This window comes from Halorussus litoreus (genome assembly GCF_003382685.1).
GTDB classification, from domain to species: Archaea; Halobacteriota; Halobacteria; order Halobacteriales; family Haladaptataceae; genus Halorussus; species Halorussus litoreus.
In genome coordinates this window covers 22,898-39,801 of record NZ_QLVG01000031.1, presented here as the reverse complement: position 1 = coordinate 39,801, position 16,904 = coordinate 22,898, and the positions used below count along the sequence as shown (strand labels likewise).

The window sequence follows — 16,904 nt, the reverse complement described above, 5'->3', positions numbered from 1 at the left end:
CAGCCGGCCGTTATCAACGTTCGGTGGGAGAGCTAGCCACCGACCGCCTTTCGGCGGTTTCGACCGACCCCCTGCCGGTATTCCGACCCACCACCTTCCGGTAGTGCCGACCTACCACCTTCCGGTAACTGCCAGTTCCGCCTCGCCCGACAAGCGTTTAACCCACCCGGACTAGGAGGCACACCACACCAATGGAAGAGAGCGTTTCGGGATTCAAGCTCCGCGGCGCGTGGGGCGACATCGTCGAACACGGTGAGCGCATCACCGAAGCCCTCCGCGAGGCCGACGCCAGCGGCGACGCCTACGAGGAGTGGGAGGAGTGGCGACCGAAGCACCACGAGCGGCTCGGCGAGGACGTCTCCGAGAAGACCGCCGAGCAGGCCTCCGTCGGCGAGGGCAAGGGCGAGAAGAAGGGGAAAGCGCCGGACGACGACCTCAAGACCGCCGGCGAGAAAATCAGCGAGTCCTACGAGAAGCTCGAAGACGAGAAGACCGACGAGGCGGTCGACAAGTGGCAGGACTCGGTGAGCTACGTGGCTCGCGCGGCCGATTCGGCCAGCCGAAAGGCGCTGCGGAAGGTCGAGGACACCGTCTACCGGAAGGTGATGACCCGCGTCGCGCCATACTACTTCGACAACGACCTCATCAGCGCCAACGTCCAGCGGGTCGGCCGCGGCGACGGCGAGCAGGAGTTCGTCTTCGAGGTCAACGTCAACGACGACGACCTCAAGCAGGAGGTCAGCCGCCGACTCGCCGAGTACGAGGACGAGGTCAGCCGGTGGCACGTCGACACCGAGAAGCACACCGACACCGCGGAGGCCGCCGAGGGCGTCGAAGCGCCAGAGGAAGTCGAGAAGCCCCATTCGAAGACCACCTGACCGGGCGAGATTCACGGGAAGAATCGACACGAGAGCCACGAAATCGGGAGCCCGAGCCGGTACACTATTCTATCGTCGGCCAAAGGTTCGGAGCATGGTCGGAAGTGGCGTCGTGACGCTGGTTATCGCTGGCATCGCCAGTCTCTTCATGGCGTGGGCAATCGGCGCGGGCTCGTCGGGCTCGACGCCGTTCGCTCCGGCGGTCGGCGCGAACGCCATCTCGGTGATGCGCGCAGGGTTCCTCGTCGGCCTGCTGGGCTTCGCCGGGGCCGTATTGCAGGGCGCGAACGTCTCGGAGGCGGTCGGGACCGAGCTCATCGGCGGAGTCGAACTTACCGCCATCGCGGCGACCACCGGGCTGCTCGTGGCGGCGGCTCTCGTCGCATTCGGCGTGTTTACCGGCTACCCCATCGCCACGGCGTTCACGGTCACGGGGGCCATCGTCGGCGTCGGGCTGGCGATGGGCGGCGACCCCGCGTGGGCGAAGTACCAGCAGATCGCTGCGCTGTGGATTCTGACGCCGTTCGTCGGCAGTTCCATCGCGTACACTACCGCTCGGCTCCTCCGCTCGGAACGCACCGCCGAGCAGGTGGTCATCCCGCTACTCGGCGGGCTGGTCGGGCTCATCGTCGCGAACGTGGAGTTCGTCGTGCTCGGACCGCCGGACGTCGGCCAGTCTATCGCCGAGACTGCCGGGAACTCACTGGGGCTCCCTCCGGTCGGCGGCTTCGAACTCGGCTCGCTGGTCGTCTCGCTCGCGGTCGCCGGGGGCGTCGTCGCGCTCCTCGCGTGGGACGTGCGACGGGACCTCGAAGCCGGGCAGCGACACTTCCTGCTCGCGCTCGGGAGCCTCGTCGCGTTCTCGGCCGGCGGCTCGCAGGTCGGGCTCGCAATCGGGCCGCTGGTCCCGCTGCTCGACCCGTTCGACATCCCGCTCGTGCCGGTGCTCGTCGGCGGCGGCCTCGGGCTGCTCGTCGGCTCGTGGACCGGCGCGCCCCGGATGATCAAGGCCATCGCGCAGGACTACTCGGCGCTCGGGCCGCGCCGCTCCATCGCGGCGCTCATCCCGTCGTTCGCCATCGCGCAGGCCGCCGTCCTGTTCGGCATCCCCGTGTCGTTCAACGAGATCATCGTGAGCGCCATCGTCGGGAGCGGCTACGCCGCGGAGGGCGGCGGCGTGAGCAGGGGGAAGATGGGCTACACGGTACTCGCGTGGCTGGGCTCGCTCGTGCTGGCCATCGGGGTCGCGTACGGCATCTTCACGGCCATCGAGATAGTGTGAGGACTCCGGACTGAATTTTTTGTACGATGACGACCGAGCGGTAGCGTCCGACGTGGAGGCCCTTCGCTCCGGCGGGAGGAAGCGTCTTCCGCAGTCGACGCCAGTCTTTAGTCCGGAAGCAGCAAACGACGAATATGGTTGCGTCATCTAAATCCGGGCACGGGCTCGAATGCCAGAAAGGAGACAGAGGACCGGAGTGACTCGCGACACTCGTTCGCAAACACGTCGCGAAGAAGCCCGATGACGGGGACGCCTACCCCTCCGTCTCGACGCCGTCTTCTAGCTCCGAGTCCTCGACCTCCTCGACCTCGGCACGCTCGGCCTCGTCAAGTTTCGTCACGCGGGCTTTCATAATGCGGGTGTTCTCGACCTGCTCGACGTCGAGACGAACGCCGTCGTAGGTGATGGCCTCGCCCTCCTCGACGAGGCGGCCCGCGCGATTGAAGATGAAGCCCGCGATGGTCTCGAACTCCTCGCCCTCGGGCAGGTCGATGTCGAGGGCCTCGTTCACCTCGTCGATGTTGAGTTCGCCCTGCACGATGGCTACGTCGTCGTCGACGAACTCGATGGGTTCCTCCTCCTCACCTTCGAGGATGTCGCCTACGATCTCCTCGACCATGTCCTCCATCGTGACGAGCCCCTCGGTGGTGCCGAACTCGTCGATGACGATGACCATCTGCATCCGGTTCTCGCGCATCTCGGTCAGGAGCTCGTCGACGTTCTTGCTCTCGGGCACGTGGAGCGTCGGCTGAATGACGTCGTCGAGTTCGAGGTTGTCGTGCTCGCCGTACGTCTGCTCGCGGACGAGGTCGCGGATGTGGATGACCCCGATGACGTTGTCGAGGCTCCCCTCGTAGACGGGCACGCGCTCGTGACCGCTCTGGACGAGCGTCTCGATGGCCTCCTCGACGTCGGCGGTCTTGGGGACCGCGGTCATGTCGAGGCGGGGGGTCATCACCTCCTTTGCGATGGTGTTGTTGAATCGGAAGATGCGCTGGAGCATCTCGCGCTCGTCCTCCTCCAGAACCCCCTCGCGCTCGCCCGTCTCAATCATGTCCTGGATCTCGTCGCGGGTCACGTACGAGGTCTCGATGGCCGACCGGCCGCCGGTCACCTTGTTGACCACGCGCGTGAGGTAGTCGAACGTGACCACCAGCGGGAGCAGCGCATACTCGGAGTACTTGAGGGGTCGGGCGATGCGGAGCGCCCACGACTCGGTGTTCTCGACCGCATAGGACTTGGGCGCGCTCTCGCCGAACAGCAACACGAGCGCCGTGATACCGAACGTCGCCACGGCGACGGCCTGACCCTGCGTGAGATGCATCGCCAGCACGCCAGTGGCGATGGAGGACATGGCGATGTTGACGATGTTGTTGCCGACGAGGATGGTGATGAGCAGTCGATGCGGGTCCGACTTGAGTTCGTCAACCGTGTCGGCCCCGGGGACGTTGTCTCCGACGAGCGCGTCGATACGGTGGGACGGCAGCGAGAACATGGCGATCTCCGACGAGGAGAAGAACGCCGAGAGCCCGATGAGGAGGACGATGACGGCCGCACCGGTCCAAGTGATGAGGGCGTCCGAGAGGTAGACGCCGAACACTTCCGCTGCGGGCGTCAGTCCTGCGGGCGTGACTGGGGAGGTCGGGGAGACTACCATTCGACGGTCCAACTTGAAGGTCGGCGGGATTAACTCTTTATTCTTTTCCCTCAGCTCAGTGGGAGGTAACTCGGTCGCGCGGCCCTGCCGCGAGCGAAGCCCTTACGGCGCTTTCAGGCCAATACTCGAACATGAGCGCGACAGACGACCCGCCGATCACGTTCTACCGCTTGCAGGCGTGTCCGTTCTGCGAGCGCGTCACCCGCAAGCTCCGGGAGTACGACCTCGACTACCGGTCGCGGTTCGTCGAACCGATGCACAGCGACCGGAACGTCGTCAAGCGCCTCTCGGGCAAGCGAACCGTACCGGCCATCGTGGACGAGAACACCGGTGTCACGATGAGCGAGAGCGCCAACATCGTCGACTATCTGGACAACACCTACGGCGACGGCGCTCGCACCGACGGCGGACAGCGAGCCGAAGCCGAGCGAGACGGAGGTGCGAACTGATGGTGGACTTCGAGGTCGTTTCGCTGCCCGACGCCGACCACGTCGCGGAGGGCGACACTGCACCGGATTTCACCCGACCGCTGGTCACCGACGAGTACTGGGAGGACGTCTCGCTGTCGGAGTTGACCGACGAGGGGCCGGTCCTGCTGGTGTTCCACCCCATGGACGGGGCCTTTCCCGCGACGTACGTCTGGAACGAGATTCGCGACCGAAACTGGGGAACGACCACGGAGGACGGCGACCTCACCGTCGTCGGCCTCTCCATCTCGGACCCGTACTCCCACAAGCGGCTCATCGAGGAGCGCGGGATGGACTACCGGCTGTTCTCGGACCCCCAGAACGGCGTCGCCGAGGAATACGGTGTCGTCCACGACCTCGACGGCATGGCCGGCGTGAGCGAGCCCCGACCGGCGGTGTTCCTCCTCGACGAGGACCGTACGGTCGAGTACGCGTGGGTCGCTGCCGAGTGGCCCGACTTCCCGGACTACGACGAGGTCGAGGCCGCCATCGCCGAACGATGAGCGACGGCGAGGTCGGGGACGCCGAGATCGAAGACGCCGCGGCCGCGATCCGGAACGGCGAGCTCGTGGTCTATCCGACCGAGACGGTGTACGGGCTCGGGGCGGACGCCCTGAGCGAGGCGGCTGTCGAGCGCGTCTTCGAGGCGAAGCGACGCCCCCGAGACGATCCGATATCGCTGGCGGTGCCGGACGTGGACGCCGCGCTCGAACTGGTCGAGGCGACCGACCGCGAGGAGCGGGTCATGCGCGAGTTCCTCCCTGGCCCGGTGACGGTCCTCTGTGAGAAGACCGCGGCAGTGCCCGACGCGCTGACGGGTGGGCGCGACCGGGTCGGGGTGCGCGTGCCCGACCACGAGGGTGCACTGGCGCTCCTGCGTGCGGTCGCGCCCGTCACCAGCACGAGCGCGAACGTCAGCGGTCGACCGAGCGCGACCAGGACGGAAGATCTCGACCACGAGATTCGTGACGCCGCCGCAGCAATCATCGACGGCGGCGAAACCGGCGGTACCGGAAGTACGGTCGCGAACGTCGCGACGGGGGAGATCCACCGGCGAGGGGCGAACGCCGACGCCGTGACGGCGTGGCTCCGCGACTGAGAAGTGGCTGTCGTTTCCACTCGAAAATAAACGAATTCAACAATTTTTGGAGCCGCTTGAACTCTCTTGACTACATTTTCGCCCCATTTCAGGCTCGGTATACTTCCAGTCGAAATGCACCCTGCCGCGGTACAGGTGGGCCATAACAAAGGAAGTCGATGGCTAACGTTCGCGTGGGTAGAACAAAAATGGCGGTCGCAACCACAGACGCGGAATCGGAGATACTGTACCGAGCGCGTCACGACAGAGACCGCGACGGGCCGATGAGCGAGACCATCGTGGAGGCCCTCGCGGCGGTCGAGAACGTCGAGGCGGACGAACTCGGCGCTCGGCTGTACGACAGCTTCGATCCGGAGGCACTCGACAGCCTCTACGAGACCGCAGCGGAGCGCGCCGAACGGCTCCGCCTCGCGTTCACTATCGGCGGCTACGAGGTCGTCGTCGCGGACGACGGGGACTTCTTCGTGCGCGAGCGAGGCGGGGCGAGCGCGGCCGTCAGATGATCGGAAGAAGGCGACTACGAGTCGCCTCCGAAACCGCGTGACTTTCGTTCGTTCCAGTAGCGGACAGTCGCTCTCGAACGTCGCATCAGAAGCCGAGTAGCGACCGCAGCGACCGCGTCTTCACGCCGCACTCGGTCCGGTAGTCGCAGGCGTCGCACTTCGCGTCGTTGCTGAGCCGCGGCGGGGGACCGTCGAGCGCCCGCGCAGCTTCGACCGCCGTGCGGTAGGCGGCCTTCCGGCGGACGGTCAGGTCGAGTTCCCGGACGACGCCGTGGGTGGGGTACTCCACGAACGCGCGCTCGACCGGCCGTTCGTACTCCCACGCCAGCGCCTTGGCCGCCGCGACGGCCCTGACCGACTGGGGCTCCCAGACGCCCTCTTCCGGCGGGTCGCCAGTGAACACCATCGACGGCGTCGGCGGGTCGAGCCCCAGTACCTTGTGGACGATGCCCCGACAGTCCTTCCCCTCCACGAGTCGCTCGCGGGCGTCGGGGTCCGCCAGCGCGGGCCACTCGTCGGCGTACCGCCGCCGCGCCCGGTCGAGGTTCGCGCGGAACTCGGCGGGACCGACCGCCAGCGGTAGCTCGGCGAGCCGCTCGTCCGACGCCGCCAGCAGTTCCTCGTACCGGAACGCGAGGTCCCGCCGCTCCGCGACCTCCGCCGGAACCTCCAGTTCGTCGTCCTGCCGGCGGTAGTAGAGCTTTCGGGGGCAGTACGCCGCGGTCGAGACCTCGCTGAACGGAACCGTGGACATGGCCGGGTTTCGTCCCGCCCTCGTATTTAAAATCGAGGGCGAGTCTGCCGAATCATTGCACTGCTTGCGCTACCTCCGCAAATCACCGGCAGGGAGCCGACGGCTCCCGCACCAGCAGTTGTACCGCGAGCGAATGCGAGCGGCTTTTTTGGCCGAGCTTTTTTCGAGAAGTGGTGCGCGCCGGTGAGCGGCGCAGAGCGCCGCTCACCGGCGCGCACCCGACGAGAAAAAAGGTCGTCTCAGAAGGAAACGTTCGTCTCCATCCCCTCGGTCGCGTCGTCGAGGCCGTCCTCGTGCATATCCTCGGTCATCCGCTCGGCGAGTTCCCGGTCCTGCAGTACGTTCTCGAACTCGTCGCGGTAGCGGTCGTTGACCGTGCGCCGTTCCTGCTGGGTCTCGACCACGCGGCGGTAGCGCCGGACCGTCGACTCGCTCACGTCGAGTTCGGCCGCACACGCCGACGTCGAGGCGTCCTCGTCGAGCAGGTCGCGGAGGGCGTCGATGTCGAACGGGGCGTCGGTGTCGCTGTCGCGCACGAGGTGGAGGTCGATGCGGGCGCGCGAGACGGTCTTGCCGAGCGAGTCGTCGCCGAGTTCGCGGGCGATCTCGGCGTCCGAGTCGCCGGCGTAGTAGCCCCGAACCACCGTGACGAGCTGTTCGTCCGAGAGCGTCGTCCCGAAGTCGTAGCGGTCGCGCATCTCCGCGATCACGTCCGCGAGGCGCTCCTCGACCTCCGCCTCGGACTGGAGCGAGCCGTGGGTCTCCTCCTGGCTCTCGGTGACGGTGGACTCGTCGGTGACGTCCATGAAGATGTCGCGCAGTTCCTCTGTCTTCTCGTCCATTCTCCTATGGTGTGGGGCGGACGCGACCCCGGTACAAAAACCTGTCGGCGAAGAGACGGGCGAGCGTCGGACGCGTCGTCAACCGAAGCGTTCTTTTCGGTTGACGGGGCAGTGGCGACCATGAGTACCGACGCCGCGTCAGTCGAGTTAGTCGGGGAAGAGACGGTCGAGAACGTCGCCCGGGCCGCGCTGCTGGCCGGCCTCACGGGCGCGTTCGCGTACGTGTCGTTCCCGAATCCGTTCTCGCCAGCACCTGTCAGCATGCAGGTACTCGGGGTGTTCCTCGCCGGCATCCTGCTCGGCCCGCTCTGGGGAGGTTTCTCGATGGTGCTGTACCTGCTCGCCGGCGCGGTCGGCGCGCCGGTGTTCTCCGGCGGATCGGCCGGACTCGGCGAGTTGGTCGGGGCGACCGGGGGCTACCTCTGGTCGTACCCCATCGCGGCGTTCCTCGTCGGAGCCATCGTCCACGGCGGCCTGCAGCTCCGTAATCCCGTTCCACGGGGGCTCGTCCGCCTCGTCGGCGCGATGGTCGCGGGCACGGTCGTCATCTACGCCTTCGGCGTGGTCGGGTTTGCCATCGTACTCGAGATGACCCTCCTGGAGGCGTTCCTCACTGCCGCGGTCGCGTTCGTCCCTGCCGAGGCGTTCAAGATCGCGGCTGCGGTCGGCGTGGTCCGGAGCGACCAGCTGGCCGCCGAGTGATGGCGCAACCAGATGGCCGCCGAGCGACGGAGCTCCGATGATAGAGACGAGAGATCTGGTCCACCGCTACGGCGACGACGGCCCCGCGGCGGTAGACGGCGTCTCGCTGTCGATTCCCGACGGCGAGTTCGTCGTGCTGGCGGGACCGAACGGCTCGGGCAAGTCCACGCTGGTCCGGCACTTCAACGGCCTGCTCGAACCCGACCGGGGCGACGTGCTGGTCGACGGGACGCCGGTCGCCGAGGACCTTGTTGGCGCGCGGACCCGCGTCGGCATGGTGTTTCAGGACCCCCGCGACGGGTTCGTCGCCGCGACGGTCGGCACGGACGTCGCCTTCGGTCCGGAGAATCTCGGCCTCTCCCACGAGGATATCGACCGCCGGGTCCGCGACGCGCTGGCCGCGGTGAACATGGCGGGGCGGCGCGACGAGCGCGTCGACGAACTCTCGGGCGGCGAGCGCGAGCGCGTCGCCATCGCGGGCGCGCTGGCGATGGACCCCGACCACCTCGTGCTCGACGAACCGTTCACCGGACTGGACGCGCCGGCGCGCGAGTCGGTCGTGGACCACCTGCGGGACCTCCACGAGTCTGGCACCGGCGTCGTCCTCGTGACCCACGACCTCCGGGACGCGTTCGACCTCGCAGACCGGATCGTCGCGCTGGCGGACGGTCGCGTCGCCGTGGACGCGACGCCCGGGGACGCTCGCGAGCGACTGCCGAAACTGGGGGTCCGAGCGCCGTGATTCGAGAAATCCGGAGCGGATCGTGACCCTCGGCTACCGACCGGGCGACTCGCTCGCTCACGGGCTCGACCCCCGGACGAAGCTGGCTTTTCAGGTCGCATTCGCGGCCGCGGCGTTCGCTCACACCACGCCGCGGGGACTGCTCGCGCTGACCGCCCTGTCGCTCGCGGTGCTTCGGGCGTCGGACCTGTCTGCGCGCACGGCGCTGGTCGAGTACCGGTTCGCGTTCCCGTTCCTGCTCGCGGGCCCGCTGGTCGCGGCCGCGACGCTCGGCCCGCCGTGGATCGACGCCGAGCGAGGGTTCGCCAGCCTGCTCGCGAGCTATCGGGTCGTTCTGGTCCTCCTGGTCAGTGCAGCGTACCTCCGGACGACCCCCGTCCGTGACTCGCGGGCGGCCATCCAGCGTCTCGTTCCCGGGAAGACCGGACAGCTTCTCGGAAGCGGCGTGGGGTTCGTCTTCCGGTTCCTACCGGTGCTCCAGTCGGACCTGCGCCGGATCCGGGACGCCTCGGCTGCCCGGCTGGGCGACCAGCGCTCGCTGGTCGCTCGAATCCGCCACGTCGGAATCGCGGGGGTCGCGCGGGCGCTCTCGCGGGCCGACCGGTTCGCGCTCGCGCTTCGCGCCCGGTGTTTCTCGTGGAACCCGACGCTGCCGCCGCTGTCGTTCTCGCGGGCGGACTTCCCGGCGTGGGCGGCGAGCTTCGCGCTGGTGGCGTGGGCGCTCGCGTGAGCTCGCGAACCGCGAACCACGGGAGAGTGAACTATAAACTCGTGTTCCGTTTTCTGGCAGTGGAGTCGCCAGAGTCGGTAAAACTTATGCGAATCCTGTCCCGCTTGTAAGACATGGACTCACTCGTGCTGGCACAGGCGGGCGGCGAGGTGACCCGGCCGACGCTCTGGCGCATCGGCCACCTCGGCGAAGCCATCTTCTACTACCTCTCGGCCGTGGCGATAGCCATCTTCCTGTACGGCGTGTACGACCGCTTTACGACCTACGCACAGGGGACCGAGTCGTGGTTCGACCGCCTCGACGGCCTTCCGGGCCGGGTGCTCGGCGGCGCGAAGATCGTCTTCTCGAACGAGAAGCAGTTCGACCGGGACCTCTACGCGGGCGTGATGCACGCCTTCATCCTGTGGGGCTTCCTGACGCTGCTCATCGGGACGACCATCCTCGCCATCGACATGGACATCTGGACGAAGCTCCTCAGTCAGGAGTCGTTCTTCGTCGACGACTTCTACCTCTCGTACTCGCTGGTGATGGACGCGATGGGCCTGCTGTTCGTGGTCGGAGTCGGCATGGCCATCTACCGGCGCTACTGGGTGCGCGAGGGGCGGCTCTGGGGCAAGCACACCTCGACCGAGGACGACCTGTTCGTCTGGGCGCTGTTCCTGCTGGGCGTCGGCGGCTACCTCACCGAGGGCGTCCGCATCCTCGGCACGAGCCAGTACCGCGACGTCTCGTTCGAGACGGTGAGCTTCGTCGGCTGGTTCGTCTACGACGTGCTCCAGGTCGGGGGCGTCACGCCCGGCATGGCCGAGGCCGCCTACCCCGCAGTCTGGTGGTCCCACTCGCTGCTCGCGCTGGCGTTCGTCGCCGCAGTTCCGTACGCCAAGCCGTTCCACATGATCTCGTCGTTCGCCAACGTCGTCACCCGCGACGAGAAGGCGGGCAAGCGCCTGCCCGGCGTCCCGGACGACGCCAGCCCGGAGGAGATCGGCCACGGCTCCATCGAGGACTTCTCGTGGAAGGAACTGCTCGACCACGACGCCTGCACCAAGTGCGGCCGGTGTTCGTCGGTCTGCCCCGCGAAGGCGTCCGGGCGACCGCTCGACCCCCGCGACGTCATCCTCGATCTGAAGCAGTACCGTGAGGACCTCGACGCGGGACGCACCGACGAGAAACCCATCATCGCCGACGGCGGGGCCTCCGTCATCAACAGCGAGACGATGGAGTCCTGCATGTCCTGCATGGCGTGCATGGACGCCTGCCCGGTCGAGATCGAGCACGTCGAGCAGTTCACGCAGATGAACCGCCGGCTCACCGAGTCGGGCCAGATGGACCCCAACGTCCAGGACACGATGATGAACGTGTTCCAGAACGGCAACACGTTCGGCGAACCCGAGCGCAAGCGCCCAGACTGGGTGGAAGACCTCGACTTCGAGGTGCCCGACGCCCGCGACGAACCCGTCGAGTACCTCTGGTACGTCGGCGACTACCCGAGCTTCGACGAGCGCAATCGGAAGGTCGCGCGGTCGCTCGCGACCATTCTGGAGGAATCGGGCGTCGACTACGGCATCCTCTACGAGGACGAGCAGACCGCGGGCAACGACGTGCGCCGGGTCGGCGAGGAGGGCCTCTACGAGATGCTGGTCGAGGACAACGCGACGGCGATCCAGGACTGCGAGTACGAGAAGATCGTCTGCACCGACCCGCACAGCTACAACACGTTCCAGAACGAGTACCCCGAGTTCGACGAGTGCGAGTGGACCGCAGACGACGTGTTCCACTACACGCAGGTCGTCGAGGAGTTGTTCCGCGACGGCGCGCTCGGCCTCTCGGGCACGGAACTCGACTACACCGTCACCTACCACGACCCCTGTCACCTCGGGCGGTACAACGGCGAGTTCGAGGCCCCGCGCGAGATCGTCGCGGGCACCGGCTGCGAACTCTCGGAGATGCCACGCAACCGCGAGGACTCGTTCTGTTGTGGCGGTGGCGGCGGCGGCCTCTGGATGGACTTCGACGAGGACCCCAAGCCGAGCGAGGAACGCCTGCGCGAAGCCCTCGAAGACACCGACGCGGGAAGCCGGGTCGAGAAGTTCGTCGTCGCCTGCCCGATGTGCATGACGATGTACGAGGACGGCCGGAAGACCGGCGACTACGAGGACGACATCGAGATCGTGGACGTGTCGGAGCTGCTGGTCAAGGCCATCGGGCGGAAGGAAAGTGTGGAGGTCGCGGCGGACTGATTCCTCGGTACGGTTAAGTTAATCCTCAGCTCAAATGATGACGACTGACGCCGATGCAGCCGTTCGCCGATTCGTCGGCAAGTACGACGACGTGGACATCGAAACTGGCGTCGAGAACGTGAAGGAACGGATTGACGAGGACTTTCGGGAAGCCGGGGAAAATCTGATACAGAGCGTCGACTATCGAAACTGATTTCTTCGAAAAACGACCGCCGCTCCCGGCGCGGCGGAAGTGCGTCCGCGCGAAGTTCATTGCATGGCACGCGATGAATTCGGCACGCGGACGCACCTAGTGCTACGGGGGCGAACGCGTTTAGGTCTAACGCCTGTAAGCGGCTCCCGAGAGCCCTCCGGCGGTTCGGACGCCTCGAAATCGGGGAGAGCAGGCGGCCCGGAAAGGTCGGTGATCCGAAAACCCAATCTCAGAGGAAGTCCAGCAGTCCGAGGTCGATGACGTACAGCGCCGCGGCCGCGAGCCACGCCTGGAATATCAGCGTGCCGACCGCCGACAGGACGACGAACTCCGCGTCGTCCATCTCCGCGAAGCCCGCGGGCACCGTGAGCATCCCGCGGGTGAACAGCAAGGCGTTGCTCACCGGGACGACGACGCGGCCCCATCGCTGGAACCAGCCGTCGAAGCGGTCGAGCTGGTCTCCGTCGATGCGGAACCAGCGCTTCTCGAGCAGGTACTCCCGGCCGCCGCGCTTGGCGAGCGCGAACAGCGCGTACTGCCCGATGGTCGCACCGACCACCGCGACGCCGATGACCGCCGCGATGGCGGGGTAGTCCCGCGGGCCGTCGGCGAGCAGCGAGACGCCGATGGGGACGAGGCTCTCGCTCGGCGCGAAGTACAGCAACATCGCGCCCTCCAGAATCAGGATGAGGAACAGCGCGAGCAGCCCGTACTGGTCGAGCCACGCCCGCGCCAGTTCCTGATTGCCGACGAAGAAGAGGCCGACGCCGACCACCGCGGCGAGGACCAGTCCCACGGCGAGCAGCAGGACGCCGTTGTCGGCGAGGAACTCCCGGACCGTGCCGATGCCCGCCGCGTTCGACAGCACGACGGCACCGACCAGCGAGGCGACGGCGGCGACCAGCGGGTCGACCCCGGAGACGAGCGACGCGTCCGTAACGAAGGCGAGCGAGGGCGGCATTCGTGAGTGGCGTATCGACAGGCCGGGGTAAATGCATTTTGACCTGCTCTCGCCCGTCAGCGCAATCGCCCGCTCGCTGCCGACCGCGACCCTTCTGACACTGCCGACCGCGACGGCTCGCGCGAGCGACGGTCGGCCGAACGACGGTCGCGTCCGTGAGCGTGAACGACGCGGTTTTGACTCCCGAACCGCAAGAGCCGACATGAACCTCTCTCACCGGCCCCGGCGACTCCGACGCGACGGAATCCGCGGGCTCGTCAGCGAGACGGACGTGAACGCCTCGGACCTGATCGCGCCCGTGTTCGTGGACGCGACGGCCGACGAGCGGATTCCCATCGAGTCGATGCCCGGCCACGAGCGCGTCCCGGTCGACGACGCCGTCGCTCGCGTCGAGGAGGTCCTCGACACCGGCGTCGAGGCCGTCATGCTGTTCGGCATCCCCGAGTCGAAGAACGCCCGGGGCACCCGCGCGTGGGCCGAGGACGGCGTCGTCCAGGAGGCGACCCGCCGAGTCGCGGCCGAGACCGACGCCTACGTGCTCACGGACGTCTGCCTCTGCGAGTACACCGACCACGGGCACTGTGGCGTGCTGGAGGAGGGAGCGGGGCCGAGCGAGGACGCGGACGCGAGACTGACGGTCCGAAACGACGAGACGCTCGACCTGCTCGGAAAGATCGCGACCTCCCACGCCGCGGCGGGCGCGGACATGGTGGCTCCCTCGAGCATGACCGACGGGATGGTCGGCGCGGTCCGCGAGTCGCTCGACGCGGCGGGCTTCTCGGACGTGCCCGTGATGAGCTACGCCGCCAAGTACGAGTCGGCGTTCTACGGCCCCTTCCGCGACGCCGCGGACGGCGCGCCCGCGTTCGGCGACCGGCGACACTACCAGATGGATCCCGCGAACGCGCGCGAGGCCGTCCGGGAGGTCCGCCGGGACGTCGAGCAGGGCGCGGACGTGCTGATGGTCAAGCCCGCGCTCCCGTACCTCGATATCGTGCGCGAGATTCGCGAGGAGTTCGACCACCCGGTCGCGGCGTACAACGTCTCCGGGGAGTACGCGATGCTCCACGCGGCCAGCGAGAAGGGCTGGCTGGATCTGGAGGAAGTTGCGCTGGAGTCGCTGCTGTCCATCAAGCGAGCGGGTGCGGACCTGATCCTGACGTACTTCGCCGAGGACGTGGCCGAATCGCTGTAGGAGTCCGTTCTTCTCGCGTACCTCCCTGTGGCGAGTCGAGAAGGAGCCGGGCGTCGTCGGCATGCTGACCTCCGGCGCGTCGTTCGACCTGCTGGCGGCGTTCTCGTACGTCGGCGAACCGGGATCGAACGGCTGGATTAACTGGGTGTTCGGCGCGGTGTTCGCGATGACGGCCGCGGCCATCGTCTCCGGCGCGGTCGCCGAGCGGATGAACTTCCGCGCATACGTCCTGTTCGCGAGACTGGTCGCGGTGACCAGCGCAGAGCCCCACGTCACGTGGTGGGACGGACTCGCCTCGGTGCCATCGGCGGCGCGCTGGTGCTGCCGACGTTCCGCTGGGTCGTCGACTCGCTGAAAATCGACGACGTCTGCGGCGTCTTCGCGGTCCACGGTGCGGCGGGCGCGGTGGGGACCGGCCTCATCCCGGTGGTCGAGGCGATCCGGGAGGCCGCCGACACCGGCGAACCCGGCGACGGCAAGATATTCGTCCTCCCGGTCGAGGACGCCGTGCAGGTCCGGACCGGCGAGCGCGGTCCCGAAGCGGTGTAGGTCCGCGAACTCGTTTTCCGGTCGTCTGCCAAAGTATATGCTTTCCCGTCGACAACGACCGATATGGAAGACGAACGAACGGTTTCGGACGACCGGGAGACGGTGTCCCTGAGCCGGGACGGTCGGTCCGCCGAGCCAGAGCACAGCATCCTCCTGCTCGCCTTCGTCGGCGCCGGAGTCACGGTGGTGACCGCCCCGCTGCTCCCGTTCGCCGCCATCGTCGGCGGCGGCGTGGCGGGCTACCTTCGGCGTAGCGACCTCGCGGAGGGCGCGAAGGTGGGCGCGCTCGCCGGCGTGGCCGCGTCGATTCCGGCGTTCATCGTCGTCTGGCTGTTCGTCGGCATCGTACTCCTCGGCGCGGACCCCCTCATGGCGCTTTCGAGCCTCTTCGCGCTGCTGATCTTCCTCGTCGTGACCGCCTACACCGTCGGTGCGAGCGCGCTCGGTGGCGCGGCCGGGGCGTACCTCCAGAAGGAACTGTGAACCGCCAGCAGTCGTGCACTGGCCAGCGGTCGTGAACTCGGCAGTAGCGAGGCCCCTCGGACTGGAAACCGGCGGGGGGGGGGGGGGGGGGGGGGGGGGGGGGCGGGGGGGGGGGGGGCGGGGCCGCCGCCCGCGGCCCCTGGCCTTGTAACCGGGGGGGGGGGTGGGTACCCCGCGGCCCCCCCGCCTCCGCCCCCCCGCGCCCACCAGACAGAAATCGACTTCACGCAGGAACCGAAACCCTCTGACATGCACGACGCGAACTCCCGAGAGCTCTACGACCGCGCGCTGTCGGTGCTGCCCGGCGGCGTCAACTCGCCGGTCCGGGCGGTCCGACCCTACCCGTTCTTCGTCGAGCGCGGCGACGGCGCGCACGTCGTCGACGCCGACGGCAACAAGTACCTCGACTACGCGATGGGGTATGGCCCGCTGCTGCTCGGTCACGACCTCCCCCAAGAGGTCGAGTCGCGCGTCCAGTCCCGGCTGGCCGACGGCCCGATGTACGGCGCGCCGACCGAGGTCGAGGTCGAACTCGCGGAGTTCATCGCGCGCCACGTCGCCAGCGTCGAGATGGTGCGGTTCGTCAACAGCGGCACCGAGGCGACAACGGCCGCAGTCAGATTGGCCCGCGGCTACACCGGCCGGGACAAGATCGTCGTGATGCAGGGCGGCTACCACGGCGCGCAGGAGTCGACGCTCGTGGAGGGCAAGTCCGGCGGCGTGGGCTCGCCCAGTTCGGACGGAATTCCGGAGGCGTTCGCCCGCGAGACCATCACCGTCCCGTTCAACGACGAGCAGGCCGTTCGCGAGGTGTTCGAGGAGCGCGGCGACGAGATCGCGGCCGTCATGACCGAGCCCATCCTCGGCAACTGCGCGTCGGTCGGGCCGGTGGAGGGCTACCTCGACGCGCTCCGGGAGATCACCGACGACCACGGCGCACTCCTGATATTCGACGAGGTGATGACCGGCTTCCGCGTCGGCGGCCTCCAGTGCGCCCAGGGCAAGTTCGGCGTCACGCCCGACCTCACCACCTTCGCGAAGGTCGTCGGCGGCGGCTTCCCGGTCGGTGCGGTCGGCGGCCCCGCGACGATCATGGAGTCGCTCACGCCCACGGGCGACGTGTTCGAGGCCGGCACCTACTCGGGCCACCCGCTGTCGCTGACCGCCGGGCTGGAGATGCTGCGCTACGCCGCCGAGAACGACGTGTACGATTACCTCGCCGACCTCGGCGATCAGTTGCGCTCGGGGCTCACCGACGTTCTCGAAGACCGCGCACCGGAGTACACGGTCACGGGCTACGACAGCATGTTCAAGGTCGTGTTCACGCGCGAGGGGCCGCGAGACCTCGACGGCCAGTGCGAGGCCGGTTGCCGGCAGAACCCCGACTGCCCGCGGTTCGACTACTGCCCGAAGAACAAGTCCGACGTGGATGCCGCCGAGACCGAGCGCTGGGAGCGGCTGTTCTGGCCCGCGATGCGCGACCGGGGCGTGTTCCTCACCGCGAACCAGTACGAGTCGCAGTTCCTGAGCTACGCCCACACCGAGGAGGACGTCGAAGAGACGCTGGAGGCGTACGAGGAGGCGCTGTGACGAACGGGAGCAGGTAGGGAACCCTCCCGTTTGGTTT

General features: G+C 67.7%; 19 protein-coding genes and 1 pseudogene. 16 read left to right on the top strand and 4 right to left on the bottom strand.

Annotation, left to right across the window (positions count from 1 at the left end):
• Window positions 1-191: 191 nt before the first annotated feature.
• Together DPQ64_RS11230 and DPQ64_RS11225 are read left to right on the top strand one after the other, a co-directional pair.
• The gene (locus DPQ64_RS11230) at window positions 192-878 is read left to right on the top strand and encodes a DUF5828 family protein (RefSeq protein WP_115864438.1); all 687 of its coding nucleotides are present in this window, start codon (window positions 192-194) and stop codon (window positions 876-878) included.
• A gap of 94 nt (window positions 879-972) precedes the next feature.
• Window positions 973-2,160: an inorganic phosphate transporter gene (locus tag DPQ64_RS11225; protein WP_115864437.1), complete on the top strand. Its 1,188-nt coding sequence runs from the start codon at window positions 973-975 to the stop codon at window positions 2,158-2,160.
• 253 nt (window positions 2,161-2,413) lie between these two features.
• Here the strand turns inward: DPQ64_RS11225 and DPQ64_RS11220 are convergent, their stop codons facing one another.
• Entirely contained in the window at window positions 2,414-3,817 is a 1,404-nt protein-coding gene (locus DPQ64_RS11220; protein WP_115864436.1) for a hemolysin family protein, read from the bottom strand.
• Window positions 3,818-3,948: 131 nt separating this feature from the next.
• Between DPQ64_RS11220 and DPQ64_RS11215 the strand changes: the two genes are divergently transcribed.
• From DPQ64_RS11215 to DPQ64_RS11200, 4 genes are all read left to right on the top strand, one after another.
• Complete coding sequence (locus DPQ64_RS11215; protein ID WP_115864435.1) at window positions 3,949-4,266, top strand: glutathione S-transferase N-terminal domain-containing protein; 318 nt, start codon at window positions 3,949-3,951, stop codon at window positions 4,264-4,266.
• Window positions 4,266-4,787: a redoxin domain-containing protein gene (locus tag DPQ64_RS11210; protein WP_115864434.1), complete on the top strand. Its 522-nt coding sequence runs from the start codon at window positions 4,266-4,268 to the stop codon at window positions 4,785-4,787. Before DPQ64_RS11215 ends, DPQ64_RS11210 begins: the two co-directional genes overlap by 1 nt.
• The gene (locus tag DPQ64_RS11205; RefSeq protein ID WP_115864433.1) at window positions 4,784-5,383 is read left to right on the top strand and encodes an L-threonylcarbamoyladenylate synthase; all 600 of its coding nucleotides are present in this window, start codon (window positions 4,784-4,786) and stop codon (window positions 5,381-5,383) included. Before DPQ64_RS11210 ends, DPQ64_RS11205 begins: the two co-directional genes overlap by 4 nt.
• Before the next feature lie 188 nt (window positions 5,384-5,571).
• Window positions 5,572-5,886: a HalOD1 output domain-containing protein gene (locus DPQ64_RS11200; protein WP_115864432.1), complete on the top strand. Its 315-nt coding sequence runs from the start codon at window positions 5,572-5,574 to the stop codon at window positions 5,884-5,886.
• Window positions 5,887-5,971: 85 nt separating this feature from the next.
• On the opposite strand, the gene DPQ64_RS11195 is transcribed toward DPQ64_RS11200, so the two are convergent.
• Window positions 5,972-6,640: a CRISPR-associated protein Cas4 gene (locus DPQ64_RS11195; RefSeq protein ID WP_115864431.1), complete on the bottom strand. Its 669-nt coding sequence runs from the start codon at window positions 6,638-6,640 to the stop codon at window positions 5,972-5,974.
• A gap of 239 nt (window positions 6,641-6,879) precedes the next feature.
• Window positions 6,880-7,482 carry a conditioned medium-induced protein 4 gene (locus DPQ64_RS11190; protein ID WP_115864430.1) on the bottom strand — a complete coding sequence of 201 codons (603 nt, stop codon included), beginning with the start codon at window positions 7,480-7,482 and terminating at the stop codon, window positions 6,880-6,882.
• 120 nt (window positions 7,483-7,602) lie between these two features.
• On the opposite strand from DPQ64_RS11190, the gene DPQ64_RS11185 reads away from it, so the two are divergent.
• The 5 genes from DPQ64_RS11185 (at window position 7,603) to DPQ64_RS18785 (ending at window position 12,089) form a co-directional block, all read left to right on the top strand.
• Window positions 7,603-8,184, top strand: coding sequence for a biotin transporter BioY (locus tag DPQ64_RS11185; protein WP_115864429.1), 582 nt, complete (start codon window positions 7,603-7,605; stop codon window positions 8,182-8,184).
• Between the two features lie 37 nt (window positions 8,185-8,221).
• Window positions 8,222-8,926, top strand: coding sequence for an energy-coupling factor ABC transporter ATP-binding protein (locus DPQ64_RS11180; RefSeq protein ID WP_115864428.1), 705 nt, complete (start codon window positions 8,222-8,224; stop codon window positions 8,924-8,926).
• Between the two features lie 22 nt (window positions 8,927-8,948).
• On the top strand, window positions 8,949-9,656 hold the full coding sequence (locus DPQ64_RS11175; protein WP_115864427.1) for an energy-coupling factor transporter transmembrane component T family protein: 708 nt from the start codon (window positions 8,949-8,951) through the stop codon (window positions 9,654-9,656).
• Window positions 9,657-9,769: 113 nt separating this feature from the next.
• Entirely contained in the window at window positions 9,770-11,896 is a 2,127-nt protein-coding gene (locus DPQ64_RS11170; RefSeq protein ID WP_115864426.1) for a (Fe-S)-binding protein, read from the top strand.
• A 34-nt stretch (window positions 11,897-11,930) separates the two neighbouring features.
• Window positions 11,931-12,089, top strand: a complete 159-nt coding sequence (locus DPQ64_RS18785; RefSeq protein WP_157971671.1) for a hypothetical protein — start codon at window positions 11,931-11,933, stop codon at window positions 12,087-12,089.
• Window positions 12,090-12,318: 229 nt separating this feature from the next.
• Here DPQ64_RS18785 and DPQ64_RS11165 read toward each other — a convergent pair whose 3' ends face one another.
• A complete protein-coding gene (locus tag DPQ64_RS11165; protein WP_115864425.1) occupies window positions 12,319-13,050 on the bottom strand; it encodes a DedA family protein in 732 nt (243 codons plus the stop codon).
• Between the two features lie 202 nt (window positions 13,051-13,252).
• Between DPQ64_RS11165 and hemB the strand changes: the two genes are divergently transcribed.
• The 5 genes and pseudogenes from hemB to hemL all read left to right on the top strand — a co-directional run bounded on the left by hemB (window position 13,253) and on the right by hemL (window position 16,867).
• Window positions 13,253-14,245 carry a porphobilinogen synthase gene (hemB, locus tag DPQ64_RS11160; protein WP_115864424.1) on the top strand — a complete coding sequence of 331 codons (993 nt, stop codon included), beginning with the start codon at window positions 13,253-13,255 and terminating at the stop codon, window positions 14,243-14,245.
• A gap of 52 nt (window positions 14,246-14,297) precedes the next feature.
• A pseudogene (locus DPQ64_RS11155) lies at window positions 14,298-14,674 on the top strand (hypothetical protein); the annotation flags it as partial.
• Window positions 14,651-14,794 (top strand): P-II family nitrogen regulator, encoded by a 144-nt coding sequence (locus DPQ64_RS19255; RefSeq protein WP_368276075.1) that lies wholly within the window; start codon window positions 14,651-14,653, stop codon window positions 14,792-14,794. The pseudogene DPQ64_RS11155 and the gene DPQ64_RS19255, both read left to right, overlap by 24 nt.
• Before the next feature lie 63 nt (window positions 14,795-14,857).
• Window positions 14,858-15,277, top strand: a complete 420-nt coding sequence (locus tag DPQ64_RS11150; protein ID WP_115864423.1) for a DUF5518 domain-containing protein — start codon at window positions 14,858-14,860, stop codon at window positions 15,275-15,277.
• Window positions 15,278-15,526: 249 nt separating this feature from the next.
• A complete protein-coding gene (gene hemL, locus DPQ64_RS11145; RefSeq protein ID WP_115864422.1) occupies window positions 15,527-16,867 on the top strand; it encodes a glutamate-1-semialdehyde 2,1-aminomutase in 1,341 nt (446 codons plus the stop codon).
• Window positions 16,868-16,904: the final 37 nt, after the last annotated feature.